This is a genomic window from Paratractidigestivibacter faecalis, assembly GCF_003416765.1.
Taxonomy (GTDB): domain Bacteria; phylum Actinomycetota; class Coriobacteriia; order Coriobacteriales; family Atopobiaceae; genus Paratractidigestivibacter; species Paratractidigestivibacter faecalis.
Map to the genome: position 1 here is coordinate 1,645,326 of NZ_QSNG01000001.1, position 17,123 is coordinate 1,662,448.

The following is a 17,123-nucleotide window of genomic DNA, read 5'->3' on the forward strand; positions in this document are numbered from 1 at the left end:
CTACTCCTTTGGTGCGGCGTCTGCGGGGACCTGGTCGGCGTCCGCAAACGCGAGTGTTGTCTGCTGCTCGGCCGCCACGCGGGAGGCTGCCGCGAGCTGGCCGGTCTCATGGGCGCGGTCCAGCTCGTCGAGCACGGACCTCGCCTGACGGAAGGAGGTGGCCATCTCGCGCTCCGCGTTGGCACGGGCGTCGGGCTGGGGGCGAACCTCGTCGGTCACCGCCACGGCGTTGGCCACGGCCACGTCACGGGTGTAGGAGATGGAAAGAGCGATCTCCCGCACGCCCTGCTCGGCGGCAATCTTTGCGGCGCGCCCGGAAAGGACCGCCTTGGGCCTTCCGGTGGCGTCGGCGGCCACGCTCACGTCATGCAGACCCACGCCCTCGGCAAAGCCGCAGCCCAGGGCCTTGAGGACGGCCTCTCGGGCGGCAAAGCGGGCGGCGTAGTGCTCCGCGGGACGAGCGCAGCGCTCGCAGTAGGCACGCTCGTCGTCGGTGAAGACGCGGCGCAGGAAGCTGGGCCTGCGCCTCATGACGCGCTCCATGCGCGAGATCTCAAGCATGTCGACGCCAATGCCCGCCAACGCCATGCGCCTCTTACCTCCCGGAGGGTCCCAAACGGAAGGGCCGCCCCGACGGCCATCTGGGCGTCGGGGCGGCTCCCGCAACGTAAGCCAGTCTTTGATTGTACCGTGTGCGCCTACTCCACCGTGACGGACTTGGCAAGGTTGCGCGGCTTGTCCACGTCACAGCCACGCGTGCGCGCCACGTAGCGGGCAAGGATCTGCAGGTGCACCACGGCAACGATGGGGACGAGAAGCTCGTCTGCCACGGGCGGGATCCACAGCACGTGCTCGCAGAGGGACGCCACGGACTCGTCGCCGTCGGTGGCAACGGCCACGCAGACGGCGCCGCGGGCGTTGACCTCCTGGATGTTGGACACGGTCTTGTCGTGCACGCGGTCTGCCGGGACGATGGCCACCACGGGGAAGCCCGGCTCAAGAAGGGCGATGGGCCCGTGCTTCATCTCGCCGGCGGGATAGGCCTCGGCGTGCAGGTAGCTGATCTCCTTGAGCTTGAGGGCGCCCTCGTAGGCGGTGGTGGCGTTGACGCCACGGCCCAGGAAGAGGGCGGAGGTGGCGCTGCGGAAGACCGCCGCGGCCTGCTTGTCCTGCCAGGAGCGCGAGATCACCTCGCGGATGGCGTCCGGAATGGCGGTGAGGTCCTGGTAGTGGGCCGCGACCTCCTCGGCGCTCATGGCGCCGTGGCTCTGCGCCAGGCGCAGGGCAAAGAGGGCGCAGGCCACCATCTGGGCCGTGTAGGCCTTGGTGGAGGCAACGCAGACCTCGGGGCCGGCCTGGACGTACATCACGCCGTCGGACTCGCGGGCGGCGGTGGAGCCCAGGACGTTGGTGACGGCGAAGACCTTGGCGCCCATCTCGTGCATTTTGCGGGCGGCCGCCAGGGTGTCGGCCGTCTCACCAGACTGGGTGATGATCACGCAGAGGGTGTGGTCGGTCACCAGGACGTCCTGCTCGTAGTTGAACTCGGAGGCGTAGTCGCAGATGACGGGGACCTTGGCCCAGGTCTGGATGAGCGTGCGGGCAATGAGGCCCACGTGGTAGGAGGTGCCGCAGGCGATGAGGTAGATGCGGTCGACGGCGGCCAGCTCCTCCTCGGTCATCTTGAGCTCGTCCAGCAGAATGCCCTTCTCGCCAAGGCGGCCGGAGAGCAGGCGCTCGATGGCCTCGGGCTGCTCGGCGATCTCCTTGGCCATGAAGTCGGCGTAGCCGCCCAGGGTTGCCGCGGAGGCGTCCCAGTCGATATCGATGGCGGAGGGCTCGGCCACGGGCAGGCCCTCGGAGTCAAAGACCTCGACCTCGCCAGCCTGGGAGAGGCGGCCGAACTGGCCGTTCTCGAGCTGGATGACGCGGGATGTCACGCTGGCAAGCGGCGTGACATCGGAGGCGCAGTAGGCGCCGTCGGCCGCAGAGGCCACCACGAGCGGGCTGCCGTTGCGGGCGACCACGATCTGCCCGGGGGCGTCGGCGCAGACCGCGGCGATGGCCCAGGAGCCCTCCAGGCGGCGGCAGGCGTTGCGCACGGCGGTCAGCAGGTCTCCCTTGGCGGGACCGGCCCAGGCGTCCTCGATGAGGTGGGCAATGACCTCTGAGTCCGTGTCGCTAGCGAACTCGTGGCCGTTGCGCGAGAGGTAGCTGCGCAGCTCGCGGTAGTTCTCGATGATGCCGTTGTGGACGATGGCGATGCGCCCGGAGCAGTCGCGGTGCGGGTGGGCGTTCTTGTCGGTGGGCGCGCCGTGGGTGGCCCAGCGGGTGTGGGCGATGCCGGTGGTGCCCACGAGGTTGGCCGTCTTGCAGCGCTCGTCCAGCACGGCCACGCGACCGGCGCACTTGACGCCGTGGAGCTCGCCGTCGGTGGAGAGGACCTCCACGCCGGCGGAGTCGTATCCGCGGTACTCAAGCGTCTTCAGACCCTCTACCAGGAAGTTCACGGCCTGGTTCTTGCCGGTGTAGCCAACGATTCCGCACATGGGGGACGTCCCTTCTTCTGCGGTGCCAACTGGTGTGCACCACTGGTATCTGCTTTTTAATGCCAGTCGATAATAGCACCTTTGACTGGTATTGCAATTCAGAACCAGCGTCCACGACCCCCTCCACACAAAAGGCCCCGCACGGCAAGCAGCGCGTGCGGGGCCGGGAAAGTTGACAAAGGGACTGTCCCTTTGTCAACTACGCCTTGAAGGGGGCGAGGGCCTCGAGGACGATGGCGTTGGCGTTGGCGCAGAGGCGCTCGTCGGGAGCCTCTGCCAAGACGCGGACGAGGGGCTCGGTGCCGGAGGCGCGCACGAGCACGCGGCCGTTGCCCTCAAGGTACTTCTCGGCCTTCTCCACGGCTGCCTTGACCTCGGCGGACTGCATGGCGGCGTCCTTGTCGGTCACGCGGACGTTGTCGAGCTGCTGCGGGTAGAGCGTGACGGGACGGGTGAGCTCGGAGAGCTTCTCGCGCTCGGCGCGCAGGACCTCCATGACGCGCAGGGAGGTCATGATGCCGTCGCCGGTCTTCTCGAGGTCGCCGAAGATGATGTGGCCGGACTGCTCGCCGCCCAGGGTGTAGCCGTTCTGGCGCATGCAGGCGTAGACGTTCTTGTCGCCCACCGCGGTCTTCTCGTAGGAGATGCCGGCGGCGTCGAGGGCGCGGAAGAAGCCAAAGTTGGACATGACCGTGGGGACGACGGTCTGCTTGGCCAGGCGGCCGTGCTTGGCCATGTAGCAGCCGCAGACGTAGAGGATGAGGTCGCCGTCGACCACGTGGCCGCGCTCGTCAACGGCCAGGCAGCGGTCAGCGTCGCCGTCGTAGGCAAAGCCCACGTCAAGGCCGTTCTGCACCACAAAGCGCTGCAGCTGGTCGATGTGGGTGCTGCCGCAGTCGACGTTGATGTTGAAGCCGTTGGGTGCGTTGTTGATGACGTGGGTCTCTGCGCCCAGGGCGTCAAAGACCGGGCGAGCCACGGAGGAGGCGGAGCCGTTTGCGCAGTCCAGGCCAATCTTCAGGCCCTGCAGGCTGAAGCCGCAGGAGGCAATAAGGTGGCTGATGTAGCGGTTGCGGCCCTGCATGTAGTCGACGGTGCAGCCGATGGCGTCACCGGTGGCCAGCGGAACCTCGCTCTTGCCGTCGATGTAGTCCTCGATGAGCTCAAGGACGTCCTCGTCCATCTTGAAGCCCTCGCGGTTGACCAGCTTGATGCCGTTGTCGGTGTAGGGGTTGTGGGAGGCGGTGATCATGACGCCGCAGTCAAACGCGCCGTCGACGACCTCGAAGGAGACGCCCGGGGTGGGGATGACGTGAAGCATGTAGGCGTCGGCGCCGGAGGCAACCAGGCCGCTCACCAGGGCGCTCTCGAACATGTAGCTGGAGCGGCGAGTGTCCTTGCCCAGGATGACGCGGGCCTTCTTGGCCTGGCGGGCACCGTAGTACCAGCCCACAAAGCGGCCGATCTTGTAGGCGTGCTCCACGTCAAGTCCCTCGTTGGCACGGCCGCGGAAGCCGTCGGTGCCAAAGTACTTCATTGTTCGCTCCTCTCGTCTGACGGCGAGAAGTGCTCGCCGCCTCATAGAAAAAGGGAGCCCGTCGAATGATCGACAGGCCCCCTGAAGTCCAAGTAGTGCCTCGAAGGCCTAGCGCTTGGAGAACTGCGGACGCTTACGAGCCTTCTTGAGGCCGTACTTCTTACGCTCGACCGCACGGGCGTCGCGGGTAAGGAAGCCAGCCTTCTTGAGGTCGGCGCGGTACTCGCCAGCCTCGAGGAGGGCGCGGGAGATGCCCAGGCGGCAGGCGCCGGACTGGCCGTTGATGCCGCCGCCGTCGCAGTTGGCGAGGACGTCAAAGCGATCAGCGGTCTCGGTCAGGCGGAGCGGGGCAAGGGCGTTGTCCACGAGCTGCTGACGACCAAAGTAGTTGAGGGCGTCGCGGCCGTTGACGATGAACTTGCCGGTGCCGGGGACGAGGCGGACGCGGGCGACAGCCTCCTTGCGGCGGCCAGTGCCCCAGTAGACAGCGGTGGTGTTCTCAGCCATCGTTAGGCCCTCCAATCAATCTGCGTGGGGTTCTGGGCGGCGTGCGGGTGCTCGGGGCCAGCGTAGACCTTGAGCTTCATGCCCTGGGCGCGGCCGAGGGTGGTCTTGGGAAGCATGCCCTTGACGGCGTGCTCGATGACGCGCTCGGGGTGCTTGGCCATAGCCTCGCGGAAGCTCTCGAACTTCAGGCCACCGAGGTAGCCGGAGTAACGCCAGTAGCGCTTCTGGTCAGCCTTGTTGCCGGTCAGGACAACCTTGTCAGCGTTGACGATGACCACGAAGTCACCGGTGTCAGCGTTGGGGGTGTACTGCGGCTTGTTCTTGCCACGAAGGATCATGGCAGCCTTGGTGGCAAGACGGCCGAGGGTAGCGCCCTCAGCGTCGATGAGCACCCAGTTGCGCTCGACCTCGCCGGCCTTGGCGTAACGAGTCGACTTCTTCACTTGACTCCTCCTACATAACTACGTGTTCTGGCAGTTCCTGGACGAACCGCCAGGATGCTTTCTGTTCAGAGATTACGGGGCTCTGTGTGCAAAAGCTTGTTGATTATACGACATACCAGCAGTTTTAGCCCCATGAATTTGCCTTCACAAAGCAGACACGTAGCCGGCGAGAAGGGCGCGGGACGGCCCTACTCCTCGGGGTGGAGGAAAGCGTCGATCTCGGCCAGACGAGCCTCCGCCTGGCGGCGGCCCTGCAGGTAGAGGTCGAGCAGCGGCGCGCCCTCATGCTCCATGACGCCCACGGTGACGGGCTTCTCGGGAGCTATGACCAGGCAGCGCCCCGAGGCCTCGAGCTCCCAGAGCTGCTGGCGGCAGGCGTTGTAGCGCTCCGCGCGGCTGCGCAGGGCGTCGATGTAGTACGGGAAGCTGTCGTAGCGGTGGGAGCGCAGGACCATCTGCTCCGTGGTGCCGTGCTTGACGAAGTCGCGGTCCTGGGTGACCACCACGAGGGCGCGGCTCGCGGGGACGTGCCCCTCGACGGCGCGCGAGCCTGGAAGGCCCAGGGCCACGCCAAAGGGGATGGCGTCCGTGGTGCCGCCATCCAGGTAGCGGTGGCCGTCGATGTCCACGATGTTTGAGACGCCGGGCAGAGAGGCCGAGGCGCGGACCTTCTGCGCATCCTCGGGCAAGTGGCAAACGGGCAGGTAGCCGGCCGTGCCGAAGGTGACGTCGGAGGCCACGGCCCACATGGGCAAGGGGTTCTCCTCAAAGGCCCGGTTGTCACAGGGGTCAAGCTCGTTCTGCACGTGGTCGTAGACAAACTCGCCGCCGGTCATGTCTCCGGTCTTGGCGAAGGAGAGGAAGCTCATGAAGCGCTTGTCGTCGCGGAAGGCAAGCATGACGCGCATGGTGCGGCCGATCTGCCCGCTCTTGAAGCTCACGGCGTTCATGGCGCCGGCGGAGGTGCCCCAGACGCTTTGGAAGTCGGTGAGGCCGCGCTCCATGAGGACGTCGAGGACGCCAGCGGTGAACATGCCGCGGAAGCCGCCGCCCTCCAGGACGAGTGCGGGTGCCGTGGTCTGAGAGCTCTGATTGGTGTCAGGCATGCGTCCCTCCTGGGTCTTTTTGGGTTCTTCTGCGAGGTTATACCCATCACGCGACGGGCGGCGAACAAAAAGCGGCCGGGCGCGCGAGGCGTCCGGCCGCGGAGCGTACATGGTGGAGGTGCGGAGAATCGAACTCCGGTCCAAAGCAAGTCCCTGACAGGTGTCTCCAGGCTCAGTTGCCGGTTAGGTCTCAGCTGCCGCGCACCCGGTAACCCGCGCTTGGCAACCCAGCCGGTTCAGTCTTATCGCACGGCATACCAGCCACGTCCGCGCGAGCATCTCCCTAAATGACGTCGCCCTGGGAACGGGAGCAATCCCCAGTTTGACGCGCCGCTATTTAATTAAGCAGCGAGAGCCAGAGGCTCAAAAGAGTTGTTGTCGTCAATTCAATTTGACGGTACCCCTGTTTAGCGTGGCGAGGAGACCACGGCCTGCTGCCCATCTCAGACCCACCTTGTCGAAACCAGTCACCCCCACGAGATGGAGTTGGGGCGCTGCCACCATGCGGCTGTCAAGTTGCGTGCCGCACCCTGGGGTGCGACGGACTGTTATTCTACCCACTTTTGCCCCGGACGCAACGCGCGGGAGCCGGAGGCCGCGGCTCCCGGAGGCCATCGGACGGTCCGGCAATGCGCAGAACACGCCTTCGTGTGAGTGATTTGCCAAGCGCTGTGCAGAAGCGGCCTTCGTGCGAGCCCGATTTCGGCCTTTTCTAAGGATATAAATTTATCAATGTATACCCATTGCGAGAATCCGCTGGTTGAAGTGTCGTTTAATAGTTGATATTGCATAGAACATCGAGGGTCGCGGCCCTCGACCTCGGGTAGTGCTCACACGAAGGTCACTTTTGCACAGGCCCATCCGAATCACTCACACGAAGGCACGTTCTGCGCAGGATTTTGCCTCGTGCGGCCCCGCGAGCCATGGCACCCCATGAAAGTTAGCGACAGGGCGGCAGCCGGATCACGACGCAGGGCTATTCGGCCGCCGCGACCTCGGCATGACGCCGCTCACGGTCGATGAACATCACAAAGAAGCAGACGGTGAGCAGCCCCACGCCCACCAGGATCATCCTGGTGCCCAGCAGGGGAATGCACCAGTTGCCCAGCACGGCGCCCAGCACGAAGCAGACGATGACAAAGTAGCTGAGCAAGCCGCCACGCAGCTGCTCCTCGTCGCGCGAGTGGGCAAAGCTCACCATGGACTGCGTGCCACTCCTCAGGTTGCCGATGCACATGGTGGTAGCCAACGCGCGCCCGTGGAACTTGCGGAACGCCTGCACCTGGATGCCGCAGGCAAAGGAGGTGAGCCCGTTTGCCCTCAGGCTGTGGCCCTCGGGCACAAACGAGACGCCCACCAGCACAAGGATCTCGATGGCCAGGGCAAGCTGCCTCCAGTGCAGGTGCTCCTCGCGAGCCACCAGCTTGATGCCGTGGCACAGGGCAATGCCCAGGGCAAAGCAGACCACCGGCACGGCATAGTGCACGCACTGGGCCCAGTCGCCGCTGGCGAGGTTCACGCCAAAGAGCAGCATGTTGCCGGTCTGCGCGTTGGCAAAGACGTGGTCGCGCACCAGGTAGGAGTAGCAATCCATGAGGCCGCCCGACAGCGCGAGAAGAACCGCCAGCTCGATGGACTCGGACTCCTGGCTTGCGTGCCTCATGTAACGTTCTCCACCTTTCGACTCTGCGACCTACCGCGCGCCATTGTAGCCACGTCGCCGCCAGGCTTTGACGCGGGTTGCGCAATGGAAACAACCGCAGCGCCAGAAAAGCGCCACCCGGGGCTCGGACAGCGCTTCTAGCGGTTCATCTCCTTGAGGGCGCGGGCAATCTCTCGGTCGGAGTCGCGGCGGGCCATGTCGGCTCGCTTGTCGTAGAGCTTCTTGCCGCGGCACAGGCCGATGGCGAGCTTGACGCGGCCGTGCTCGTCAAAGTAGAGCTCCAGCGGCACCAGGGCCATGCCCTTCTGGCGGAGCTTTCCGTCCAGGTAGTCAATCTGGTTGCGGTGCAGCAGCAGCTTGCGCTTGCGGTCCGGGTCAACGTTCCACACGCCGCCGTTTGAGTACGGGTGGATGTGCACGCCGTGCAGCCATGCCTCCTGCCCGCGGATGAGGCAGAACGCGTCGGTGATCTGGCAGGCACGCTCGCGCAGGCTCTTGACCTCGGTGCCCGTGAGCGCCAGGCCCGCCTCGAAGGTCTCGTCCACAAAGTACTCGTGGCGAGCGGCCTTGTTGCGGGCAATGGTCTTCTTCTCTCGCTTCTGGAAGGCCATGGCTACTCCTCGCCGTCCTCGTCGGTGGAGTTGATGAGCTCCAGCAGCGCCTTGCAGGCAGGCTCGCCCACCAGGTCGCGGGCACGCAGGGTGAGGGCGGCAGCGGTGTTGCGGTCCCCATCGCGGGCGGCGTCACCTGCGCACATGAGCAGGCAGACGGCAATGTCGGCGTTGGCGCCGTCGGGCAGCCCCTCGGCGGAAAGAAGCTCGCGCATCTGGGCGTCGTCGACCAGGTCGGGGTCGCGGTCGGTGCCGGCGGCCTGGTCAAGTGCCGCCTCGAGGGCACCGTCCCGCACGCCGAAGTTGCGCGCCGCGCGCAGGGCCGCGGCGGCCGTCTGGGGCTTCTCGCTGACCTCGAACCAGCTGGCAAAGTTCACGAAGGCGCGGGCCAGGTGGCGCGCCTCGCTCGCACGCTCGAAGACGCTGAACGAGAGGGCCAGGAACTCCTGCATGTCGCCATCGACGCGGTAGAGGTCGGCCAGGTTGAGGCGGCTGCCGCAGTCCATGGGGTTCCAGCGGATGGCGCCCTTGAGCGCCGCGGCCGCGGCGTCGTAGTCGCCCACGTGGACGTTGGCCAGGGCCAGGTCGTTGTAGAGGCGGTCGAGCGGCTCGCCCACGGAGCGCAGCTCGCGCGGGTCCTTCTCGACGCGACGGTACGCCAGGCGCTCGAAGAGCGTGGGGAAGCTGAACCACTGCAGCTCGTCGGTGGTGGGGCAGTTCTTGTCCACGTACTCCTCGGCGTCCTCGGCAAGGTGGGCGAGAAGCTCCGCGGCCTGCTCGTCTTGACCCTGCAGCATGAGGCCCTCGCAGCGCTCGAGCTGCTCGGTGAGGCCGGTCTGGTCAGTCATCAATCCTCCAAGTTTTGGCGCTTGCGCGCTGGTTTTACGCATCGATTCTATAGCAGCGACGGCCGACGGCGCCCGCCGGCCTGGCGCCCGGGGCGCTCCGGCAGGCGGAAGTCTATCTGCCCACGGGCCACGTCCACGCCGACGACCTCCACCTCTACGCGCTGGCCCAGGCGCCAGACGGTACCCGTAGACTCCCCCACCAGGGCCATGCGGTCCTCGTCGTAGGAGTACCACTCGTGGCCCAGGGCCCGCACGGGGAGAAGCCCCTCCGCGCAGGTCTCGTCAAGGCTCACAAAGGCGCCAAAGCGCTCGCAGCCGGAGACCACACCCCTCTCCACCTGGCCGACGCGACCCTCGTAGAGCTCGGCCATCTTGACCTTCTGCGAGTCCCGGGCGGCGGCGTCGGCGGTGCGCTCCATGGAAGAGCAGGCCTCGCAGAGCTGCGGGAGCACGCGCTCGACGGCCCGCTGCTCGCGGCCGCCGTCCTTGCCGGCCAGGTGCGCCTTGAGCGCCCGGTGCACCACGTCGTCGGGATAGCGCCTGATGGGAGACGTGAAGTGGCAGTAGGCGGACGCCCCCAGGGCGTAGTGGCCCTCGTTGTGCGGCAGGTAGGTGGCGCGGCGCTGGGCGCGCAGCAGGAGGGCGCTGGCCAGGTACTCTCCGCCGGTCCCGCGGGAGCGCTCCAGAACGCGGCTGATGGCAAACGGGTCCCCGGCAAGAAGCGCCGCGGCGTCGCCCTCCTCAAGGAGGCCCATCTCGTCCAGGGGCAGGATGGTGCGGCGCAGGTCCTCGGCGGAGGGTCGCTCGTGCACGCGGAAGGCGGCGGGCACCTCGGCGTCGGCCAGGATCTTGGCCACGCACTCGTTGGCAAGAAGCATGGCCTCCTCAACCAGGCCCGTCGCGCGGCTGCGCTGGCGCACGGTGACGCCGGTGGGGTGGCCGTCGGCGTCCAGGGCCACCTTGGCCTCGCGCGTCTCGAAGTCGATGGCGCCGCGCTCGGCGCGCACGCGCTCGCGCAGCTCGCGGACCTGGTCCAGGACGCGCAGCATCTCTGCCAGCTGGTCCTTCTCGGCTGGGTCTGCGGGCAGGTCGGCGGCGCTGGAGCGTCCGCTCAGAAGGGCGTCCACCTCGTCGTAGCACAGGCGCGCGTTGGAGCGGATGGCCGAGGCCATGGCGTCGTAGCCGGTCACGCGGCCGCGGGCGTCAAGGCGCATGCGAACGGTCATGGCCAGGCGGTCCTCCTGCGGGCGCAACGAGCAGACGTCGTTGCAGAGGCGCTCCGGCAGCATGGGAATCACGCGGTCCACCAGGTAGACCGAGCAGGTGCGCGCCCGGGCGTCCAGGTCCATGGAGCTGCCCCACGACAGGTAGTGCGTGACGTCGGCAATGTGGACGTCCAGCTCAAAGCCACCGTCGGGCAGGCGGCGGGCGCCAACCGCGTCATCAAAGTCGCGCGCGTCGGCGGGGTCAATGGTCACGCAGAGCACGTCGCGCAGGTCGCGGCGGCGCGGCTCGGCCGCCAGGGCCTCCCCCACCGCGGGCACCACGTCCTCGGCCTCCGCAAGCGTCGACGGCGAGAAGTCCGTGGCCAGGCCATGGGAGGCAATGACGGACTCTATGTTCATGTCCAGCTCGTCGGCGGAACCCACGCGGCGGTCGAGCGTCACCGTGGCGGCCGTGTAGCGCGTGGGGTACTCCGTGATGCGGGCCACCACGACGTCGCCCTCGGCCACGCCCAGCCAGCGCGGGCTGGGGTCCTCGGGCACCACGAAGAAGTCGTGCCCCATGCGGGTGTCCAGCGGCACGACGGCACCCAGGGGCCCAGCCTGCCCAAAGCGGCCGATGAAGGTCTGCGTGGCCCGCTGCAGCACGGAGTGGACGATGGCCTTTCGGCCACCCCTGCCGTCGGCCAGGAACACCTGGACCTCGTCGCCGCTCATGGCCTCGCGCAGGCCCTGGCGAGCCACGTCGAAGGTGCCCTCGGACGTCTCCACCACGGCCACGCCGGGGCGCAGCACGCGCAGGATGCCGGTCAGGACCTTGCGCGGCCTGCGAGGCCCCTGCGCGCGGCCCCGCCTGGTGCTTCCGTGATGCGGCCTCTTGCGCGCCATGCTCTTCTCCCCAACGTTGCGTCCTACAAGAAGGGGGCGACGCGAATGGCTCGCGCCGCCCCCGAACTAGCTTGATGATACCCGGCTTAGACCTTGAGGTAACGCCTCATTGCCATGGCGGAGCCAAACAGGCCGATGACGACGCCGATGGCCAAAAGCAGGCCATAGGTGGCAAAGACCGTTGACTGGGCGATGTCAAACGAGAGGAAGCTCAGCGTGTCGGAGAGCTTGCCCAGAAGGGCGTTGCTGCCGGCGGCCAGCGCGGCAATGGCCAGGAGCGCGGCGATAAGCGCCTCCAGCGTGCCCTCCATGAGGAAGGGCCCGCGGATGAAGCCGTTGGACGCTCCGACGAGCCTCATGATGGCAATCTCGCGCCTGCGGGCGGTGATGGCCAGGCGGATGGTGTTGTTGATGAACACGAAGGCCACGAAGGTCAGCAGCGCCACCAGGACCACGGCCGCGATGCGGATGTAGTTGGCTACGCTGAACAGGCGCTCGACGGTCTGGCGGCCGTAGTTGACGTCGCCGGCGGGGTTGTCGGCGTCATCGCAGATGGACTTGAAGTCGGAGTCGGCGATGATTTTCTGGGCGGCGTCCTCCACCTGCTGCGGGTCGGTCAGCTTGATGACCAGGGAGGCCGGCAGGGGGTTCTCGCCGTCAAGGGCGGCGACGGCGTCAGCCGCGTTGCGGTTGGACATGGACGTGCGGTACTCCTCGAGCGCCTGGTCCTTGTCCTTGTAGGTGACGGACTCGACGTTGTCCCAGCCCTGGACCTTGGTCTGGAAGGCGGTGACGGCCGACTGGTCCGCATCGTCGGCGAGGAAGGCCTGGATGGTGACGGTGTCCTCGACGCTGCCCACCATGTTGTTGATCATGACGGAGCCCAGGACGAAGAGGCCGATGATGAAGAGTGAGAGGAAGATGGTGACCACCGCGCCGAGGACCGTGGTCCAGTTGCGGCGGAAGTGGTGGCCGCACTCCCTCAGGGAGTAGCCGATGTTAGAGGGCGCCATAGTAGCCGTAGCCTCCCTTCTCCTGGTCGCGGACCACGTGGCCGGCCTCCAGGGCGATGACGCGCTTGCGCATGGAGTCGACCATCTCGCGGTCGTGGGTGGCCATGACGACGGTGGTGCCAGCGCGGTTGATGCGGTCGAGCAGCTTCATGATGCCCAGCGAGATGGCCGGGTCGAGGTTGCCGGTGGGCTCGTCGCAGACGAGCAGCGGCGGGCGGTTGACCATGGCGCGGGCCACGGAGACGCGCTGCTGCTCTCCGCCGGAGAGCTGGTCGGGGAAGTTGTCCATCTTCTCGCCCAGGCCGACGAGGCGCAGCACCTCGGGGACCTGCGCCTTCACGACGGAGCGCGGCTTGCCGATGCACTCCAGGGCAAAGGCCACGTTCTCGTAGACCGTCTTGTCGGGCAGGAGCTTGAAGTCCTGGTAGACGGTGCCGATCTGGCGGCGCAGATACGGGACCTTCTTGTTCTTCATCTTGCCCAGGTCCTGGCCGGCCACGATGATCTGGCCGCCGGTGGCGCGCTGCTCGCGCGTGATGAGGCGCAGCAGGGAGGACTTGCCGGAGCCGGAGTGGCCGACGACAAAGACGAACTCACCGGGGTAGATGTCGAGGCTGACGCCGTCGAGAGCGGGCTTGTTGGGCTGGGCCGGGTAGACGAGTGATACGTTTTTGAACGAGATGGTCGGGACGCCGGTGCGAGAGACAGCCGGGGAGTCATCGCTTGCCAGGGGCGCGAAGACGCTGGTAAATCCGGGCTGGTCGGTGGGGTCCGCGGGCTCGCTGGCGGTGACGACGTGCACGGCCTCGGGCTCGTCGGCGCCGATCACGTCAAACTGACCGGTTGAGACGGGCGTGGGGGCAAAGGCGTCATCTGCCGCGCTTACCTGCGGATTGGCATCCGGCACGACGTTGAGCACACGGCCCGTGTCGTCCGACCCCTGTCGCTCAGTGGTGCGAAAGTGGTTGGCCACAGGAGCTCCTTTTCCGAATATCGGATTGGGCAATACGTTCGCAATTCTACCAAAGGCCACGTAGCGAGCCTGCGGCACACACAGGGCCGCCACACAGAAGGGACCTTCTCGCCATAAAGGCAAGAAGGTCCCGGGTGCGGCGAGAAGCGCGTTTGGCCTGGAAGTTGACAAAGGGACTGTCCCTTTGTCAACTTTTGCGGATTACTGGGCGGCGACGACCTTGGCCCAGTCGGCGTCGAAGGAGGCCATGCCCTGGTCGGTCAGGGGGTGCTTGAGGCACTTCTTGAGGGCGCCGAAGGGCACGGTGGCAATGTCGGCGCCCATGAGGGCGGCCTGGGTCACGTGGTTGGGCGTGCGGACGGAGGCGGTGATGATCTCGACCTCGTCGTCGACGTTCTTGCCCGTCCAGTCGTAGTTCTGGATGCAGGTGACGACGTTGGCCAGCTCGGAGATGCCGTCCTCGCCGATGTCGTCAAAGCGGCCGACGAAGGGGCTGACGTAGCGGGCGCCGGCGTTGGCGGCCAGAAGCGCCTGCGGGGCCGAGAAGATCAGCGTCATGTTGATGCGGACGCCCTCGGCGGCCAGCGTGTGGGTGGCGGCCAGCGACTCGGCGCAGATGGGGAGCTTGACCACGATGTTGGGGGCCAGGGAGGCCAGGTGGCGGCCCTCCTCGATCATGCCCTCGGTGGTCTTGGCCTGGGACTCCGCGGAGACGGGCAGGTCGCCGCACATCTTGGCGATCTTGACCATGTGGTCCTCGAAGTCGGCGAGCTTGCCGCCGGTGCGGGCGTACAGGCTCGGGTTGGTGGTGACGCCGGCAAGGCAGCCCCAGGAGAGCGCCTCGCGAATCTCGTCGAGGTCAGCGGTATCGATGAAGAACTTCATGCAATCCCCCTTCTGTTTTGCGTGCTTGTGCGTGCATTGGCCGCGTGGAATCGGTTCCACAGCCAGACGTGTAGAGGATACACCCTATGGGGCGGCAGGGTGCCGCGGGCGGAGGCGCTTCTCGACTGGCGAGGAGCCGCGGATTGCGGGGGTTGGCAGGGCGGTCGGGCCTTGAGGGACCTTTGAGCCGAGAAATGCGGGCGATGGCAGGGGCCTTTGTGCCAGCGGCCGCATTTCTCGGCTCTGGCGTACCGTTAGGCCGACGCTACTCCTCGGGCATCGATTCAAGCTCGGCCATTACTTGTTCAAGGTCCTCCGCGACATAGTCCTTCTCCATCTCATACTGAGCACGCACCGTCTCACTGGAGAGGAGACTGACCCTAAGCGCTGGAACGTCAATCGTGGCTGAAACCCAAGCCATGTCGAGGTCAATGTTCTTGTAGTCGTGAACTATGAAGTTGCGCATCCCCTTGACCAGGCGCCACGGAATGCCCGGAAAGGCCTCCAGCGACTCAGGCCCTTCAACGTGAGATACAAGCTCTCCGATACGGCTCAGAGAAAGAAGGACGGAATCCCTCGCATAGCGGTCGAGCGGCCAGCTACTTCCATCAAGCGAGAAGCGCTCGATCTTGCCCGCGACATCGTCGCAGCACTGGATCATCTCGACGAAGACCTCGACGTCTCTAGCGAGCATAGACGAGCCTTCCGTCGGCCTTTACCGAGTCGACGAATCGCCTGGAAGCTCCCGCAAGCGACGTCAGGCAGTCCACATCACGGCCCATTCCCGAGGCCAGGCTCTCTCCGAGCGCGTAGCGAGTGCTCGAGCTTGTCTCCGGATCAAACAGAACCAGGACGTCAACGTCGGACGAGGGCGTCTGCTCGCCACGGGCGAACGAGCCAAAGAGTGCGGCGCTTCTGACCGAAGGGCAGCTTAAGCATGCGGCGTGTAGCACCGCCGCAGCGGACTTTGCGTCTGCAACGGGCTCGCAAGCCGCAGCGGGACAGTCTTCGACGCGGTACTTCATCGCACTCCTCCCCGGCTTCGTGGCTTCCCTTACATGGAGTGTATCCCAACGAGCAGCGACATAGACCAGGCGCCGGCTGACGTTATCCTCGCGCCACGGATTGCGGGGTTTGGCAGGCGAGAAGGGCTTCTCGCCTGCAAAGCGCCACGGATTCGACGTCTTGGCAGAAAATCCGTGCCATACCCCGGTATTCGTGGCGCCAAAGGCCCCGTTGGCGAGAAACGCGTGCCAAAGCCCGGAATCCGTGGCAGAAGCGGCGGACGCGGCTGGCCCTAACGAAGCACGCGGTCGAGGATGCCTTGGGCAGTCAGGAGGTAGACGAGCTTTGCGCGCTCGGTCTGGACGTAGACGTCCTTCTCCACGGCATCGCGCAGGGGCAGGCGGGGCATGCGGAGCACCGTGGCCTGGCCGACCTGCTCCGTGGGAAGCTCGTCCATGTTGACGACGGTAATCCGGTCCGTCGCGCCGCCCGTGTCAGTGGCAATGCGGGCATAGGGGTGGCTCACCAGGCAGTATGTTGCTCGGGGAACCGCGGCCTCCCAACCCGCCGGGTAGCGCTTGGGCTCAAGAAAGAGCAGGTACTCCTGGCCTTCGCGCATGGGAGCCAGACCCGCGCCAGAACCGCCCTCGGATTCCGCGATGATGCGGTCAGCCCCAAACTGGGCGTTGTCGCCCGTGGAGGCGAGGCCGTCCTCCTTGACGAGGTAGCCCTCCATGACGTCAATGACGTCACCGGCGGCAAGCCCTTCTCCCTTGATTACGGAAGTGATGATCACCCGCTCGCGAAAGGCGTGGTAGACGTAAGAGCGCTCCCCCGTGAAGGTACCTACCGCAATGACGGGCGCGATCTGCTCCACGTTGTCGAAGGCCATAACGTAGCGCTGCCGGGCCTCCTCGAGCGTGATGTCGTCAAGGGTCAGGCCCTCGGCGTCGAGCTGGGCCATGACGTCGCCGCTGGTGTAGAGGCCGATCATGCCCTCGGACCCCGGACTCACGCGGTAGTCGATGTCATCCAGCGCAGGCTCACCCGCGTTGACGTCCGTCAGGCTGAGCCGCATGCCCACGGCGACAACGACGCAGACCGCCAGCATGGCGCCAAGGATGGCGGCAAAGCGCCTGGGTCCCATGGGCGCAAGCCTAAAGTCGCGCGCCCTCATGCGTCAGCCCTCCCCCGTCACGCGGCCGTCCGCCATGTTGTAGCGACGGTCGCAGAGCGCCTCCAGGGTCGGCTCGTTGTGGCTCGCCACCAGTATGGTCGCGCCGCGCTCACGCTCCTCGGCAAGAAGCCCGACCACCATCGCAATGCCGTCCACGTCAAGCGCGTTGGTGGGCTCGTTGAGCACCAACAGCTGCGGCCGCTCCATGACGGCCTGCGCGATGGAGAGCCGCTGCCGCATTCCCAGGCTATACGCCGAGAAGGGCCTGGCGTCGTCGGGGTCAAGGCCCACGCGACGCAGGGCGGCGTCCACCTCCGCCGGGCCGATGACGCCGCGGATGGACGCCAGCGCGAGGAGGTTCTTGCGGCCGGTCTTCTCGTCAATGAAGCCGGAGGGGCCAAGGACTATGCCCATGTCCGAGGGAAAGTCCGCGTCACGGCCAATGACCTGGCCAAAGACGCTGACGCTGCCAGAGGTCAGATGAATGAGGCCGCCCACGGCACGGAAGAGCATGGTCTTGCCAGAGCCGTTGACGCCAGCGAAGCCGTAGATGCCGCCACGGGGCAGCTCCAGGCTCACGTCATCCAGGACGGTTCGACCCTTGACGACCTTGGTTGCATGGCTGATGGCGATGAGGTCATTTGAGGCACCGGTATTTGCGGCACCGTTCACGGTAACGGTCATGGCGTCTCCAA

The 17,123-nt window shown here is 66.3% G+C and carries 17 protein-coding genes and 1 other RNA gene; all 18 read right to left on the reverse strand.

Annotated elements, in window-relative coordinates; genetic code table 11:
• Nucleotides 1-588 (reverse strand): holo-ACP synthase, encoded by a 588-nt coding sequence (gene acpS / locus DXV50_RS07295; RefSeq protein ID WP_117205571.1) that lies wholly within the window; start codon nt 586-588, stop codon nt 1-3.
• Nucleotides 589-698: 110 nt separating this feature from the next.
• Complete coding sequence (glmS, locus tag DXV50_RS07300; RefSeq protein ID WP_117205572.1) at nt 699-2,549, reverse strand: glutamine--fructose-6-phosphate transaminase (isomerizing); 1,851 nt, start codon at nt 2,547-2,549, stop codon at nt 699-701.
• Nucleotides 2,550-2,748: 199 nt separating this feature from the next.
• The gene (glmM, locus tag DXV50_RS07305) at nt 2,749-4,086 is read right to left on the reverse strand and encodes a phosphoglucosamine mutase (RefSeq protein WP_117205573.1); all 1,338 of its coding nucleotides are present in this window, start codon (nt 4,084-4,086) and stop codon (nt 2,749-2,751) included.
• A gap of 108 nt (nt 4,087-4,194) precedes the next feature.
• Nucleotides 4,195-4,593, reverse strand: coding sequence for a 30S ribosomal protein S9 (rpsI, locus tag DXV50_RS07310; RefSeq protein ID WP_117205574.1), 399 nt, complete (start codon nt 4,591-4,593; stop codon nt 4,195-4,197).
• 2 nt (nt 4,594-4,595) lie between these two features.
• The gene (gene rplM / locus DXV50_RS07315; protein WP_117205575.1) at nt 4,596-5,036 is read right to left on the reverse strand and encodes a 50S ribosomal protein L13; all 441 of its coding nucleotides are present in this window, start codon (nt 5,034-5,036) and stop codon (nt 4,596-4,598) included.
• A gap of 188 nt (nt 5,037-5,224) precedes the next feature.
• Complete coding sequence (locus DXV50_RS07320) at nt 5,225-6,142, reverse strand: patatin-like phospholipase family protein (protein WP_117205576.1); 918 nt, start codon at nt 6,140-6,142, stop codon at nt 5,225-5,227.
• 110 nt (nt 6,143-6,252) lie between these two features.
• Nucleotides 6,253-6,617, reverse strand: a transfer-messenger RNA (tmRNA) gene (gene ssrA, locus DXV50_RS07325).
• Between the two features lie 501 nt (nt 6,618-7,118).
• The gene (locus DXV50_RS07330) at nt 7,119-7,805 is read right to left on the reverse strand and encodes a YoaK family protein (RefSeq protein WP_117205577.1); all 687 of its coding nucleotides are present in this window, start codon (nt 7,803-7,805) and stop codon (nt 7,119-7,121) included.
• Between the two features lie 137 nt (nt 7,806-7,942).
• On the reverse strand, nt 7,943-8,416 hold the full coding sequence (gene smpB, locus DXV50_RS07335; protein WP_117205578.1) for an SsrA-binding protein SmpB: 474 nt from the start codon (nt 8,414-8,416) through the stop codon (nt 7,943-7,945).
• Nucleotides 8,417-8,418: 2 nt separating this feature from the next.
• Nucleotides 8,419-9,264 carry a hypothetical protein gene (locus DXV50_RS07340; protein ID WP_117205579.1) on the reverse strand — a complete coding sequence of 282 codons (846 nt, stop codon included), beginning with the start codon at nt 9,262-9,264 and terminating at the stop codon, nt 8,419-8,421.
• Between the two features lie 47 nt (nt 9,265-9,311).
• Nucleotides 9,312-11,375 (reverse strand): ribonuclease R, encoded by a 2,064-nt coding sequence (rnr, locus tag DXV50_RS07345; RefSeq protein WP_117205580.1) that lies wholly within the window; start codon nt 11,373-11,375, stop codon nt 9,312-9,314.
• Nucleotides 11,376-11,461: 86 nt separating this feature from the next.
• The gene (gene ftsX / locus DXV50_RS07350; protein WP_117205581.1) at nt 11,462-12,388 is read right to left on the reverse strand and encodes a permease-like cell division protein FtsX; all 927 of its coding nucleotides are present in this window, start codon (nt 12,386-12,388) and stop codon (nt 11,462-11,464) included.
• The gene (ftsE, locus tag DXV50_RS07355) at nt 12,375-13,361 is read right to left on the reverse strand and encodes a cell division ATP-binding protein FtsE (RefSeq protein ID WP_117205582.1); all 987 of its coding nucleotides are present in this window, start codon (nt 13,359-13,361) and stop codon (nt 12,375-12,377) included. The genes ftsX and ftsE overlap by 14 nt, the downstream gene beginning before the upstream one ends.
• 201 nt (nt 13,362-13,562) lie before the next feature.
• Complete coding sequence (locus DXV50_RS07360; protein ID WP_117205583.1) at nt 13,563-14,246, reverse strand: transaldolase family protein; 684 nt, start codon at nt 14,244-14,246, stop codon at nt 13,563-13,565.
• A 265-nt stretch (nt 14,247-14,511) separates the two neighbouring features.
• On the reverse strand, nt 14,512-14,940 hold the full coding sequence (locus tag DXV50_RS07365) for a HepT-like ribonuclease domain-containing protein (RefSeq protein ID WP_117205584.1): 429 nt from the start codon (nt 14,938-14,940) through the stop codon (nt 14,512-14,514).
• On the reverse strand, nt 14,930-15,271 hold the full coding sequence (locus DXV50_RS07370) for a nucleotidyltransferase family protein (protein ID WP_117205585.1): 342 nt from the start codon (nt 15,269-15,271) through the stop codon (nt 14,930-14,932). The genes DXV50_RS07365 and DXV50_RS07370 overlap by 11 nt, the downstream gene beginning before the upstream one ends.
• Nucleotides 15,272-15,543: 272 nt before the next feature.
• On the reverse strand, nt 15,544-16,428 hold the full coding sequence (locus DXV50_RS07375; RefSeq protein WP_117205586.1) for a hypothetical protein: 885 nt from the start codon (nt 16,426-16,428) through the stop codon (nt 15,544-15,546).
• A 3-nt stretch (nt 16,429-16,431) separates the two neighbouring features.
• Nucleotides 16,432-17,112 (reverse strand): ATP-binding cassette domain-containing protein, encoded by a 681-nt coding sequence (locus tag DXV50_RS07380; protein WP_117205587.1) that lies wholly within the window; start codon nt 17,110-17,112, stop codon nt 16,432-16,434.
• Between the last annotated feature and the right edge of the window lie 11 nt (nt 17,113-17,123).

Bases quoted from the DNA above. Each gene is read 5' to 3' on its own strand.
- acpS (WP_117205571.1), bottom strand. From the start codon at position 588: ATGGCGTTGGCGGGCATTGGCGTCGACATGCTTGAGATCTCGCGCATG.
- glmS (WP_117205572.1), bottom strand. From the start codon at position 2,549: ATGTGCGGAATCGTTGGCTACACCGGCAAGAACCAGGCCGTGAACTTC.
- glmM (WP_117205573.1), bottom strand. From the start codon at position 4,086: ATGAAGTACTTTGGCACCGACGGCTTCCGCGGCCGTGCCAACGAGGGA.
- rpsI (WP_117205574.1), bottom strand. From the start codon at position 4,593: ATGGCTGAGAACACCACCGCTGTCTACTGGGGCACTGGCCGCCGCAAG.
- DXV50_RS07320 (WP_117205576.1), bottom strand. From the start codon at position 6,142: ATGCCTGACACCAATCAGAGCTCTCAGACCACGGCACCCGCACTCGTC.
- DXV50_RS07330 (WP_117205577.1), bottom strand. From the start codon at position 7,805: ATGAGGCACGCAAGCCAGGAGTCCGAGTCCATCGAGCTGGCGGTTCTT.
- smpB (WP_117205578.1), bottom strand. From the start codon at position 8,416: ATGGCCTTCCAGAAGCGAGAGAAGAAGACCATTGCCCGCAACAAGGCC.
- DXV50_RS07340 (WP_117205579.1), bottom strand. From the start codon at position 9,264: ATGACTGACCAGACCGGCCTCACCGAGCAGCTCGAGCGCTGCGAGGGC.
- rnr (WP_117205580.1), bottom strand. From the start codon at position 11,375: ATGGCGCGCAAGAGGCCGCATCACGGAAGCACCAGGCGGGGCCGCGCG.
- ftsX (WP_117205581.1), bottom strand. From the start codon at position 12,388: ATGGCGCCCTCTAACATCGGCTACTCCCTGAGGGAGTGCGGCCACCAC.
- DXV50_RS07360 (WP_117205583.1), bottom strand. From the start codon at position 14,246: ATGAAGTTCTTCATCGATACCGCTGACCTCGACGAGATTCGCGAGGCG.
- DXV50_RS07365 (WP_117205584.1), bottom strand. From the start codon at position 14,940: ATGCTCGCTAGAGACGTCGAGGTCTTCGTCGAGATGATCCAGTGCTGC.
- DXV50_RS07370 (WP_117205585.1), bottom strand. From the start codon at position 15,271: ATGAAGTACCGCGTCGAAGACTGTCCCGCTGCGGCTTGCGAGCCCGTT.
- DXV50_RS07375 (WP_117205586.1), bottom strand. From the start codon at position 16,428: ATGAGGGCGCGCGACTTTAGGCTTGCGCCCATGGGACCCAGGCGCTTT.
- DXV50_RS07380 (WP_117205587.1), bottom strand. From the start codon at position 17,112: ATGACCGTTACCGTGAACGGTGCCGCAAATACCGGTGCCTCAAATGAC.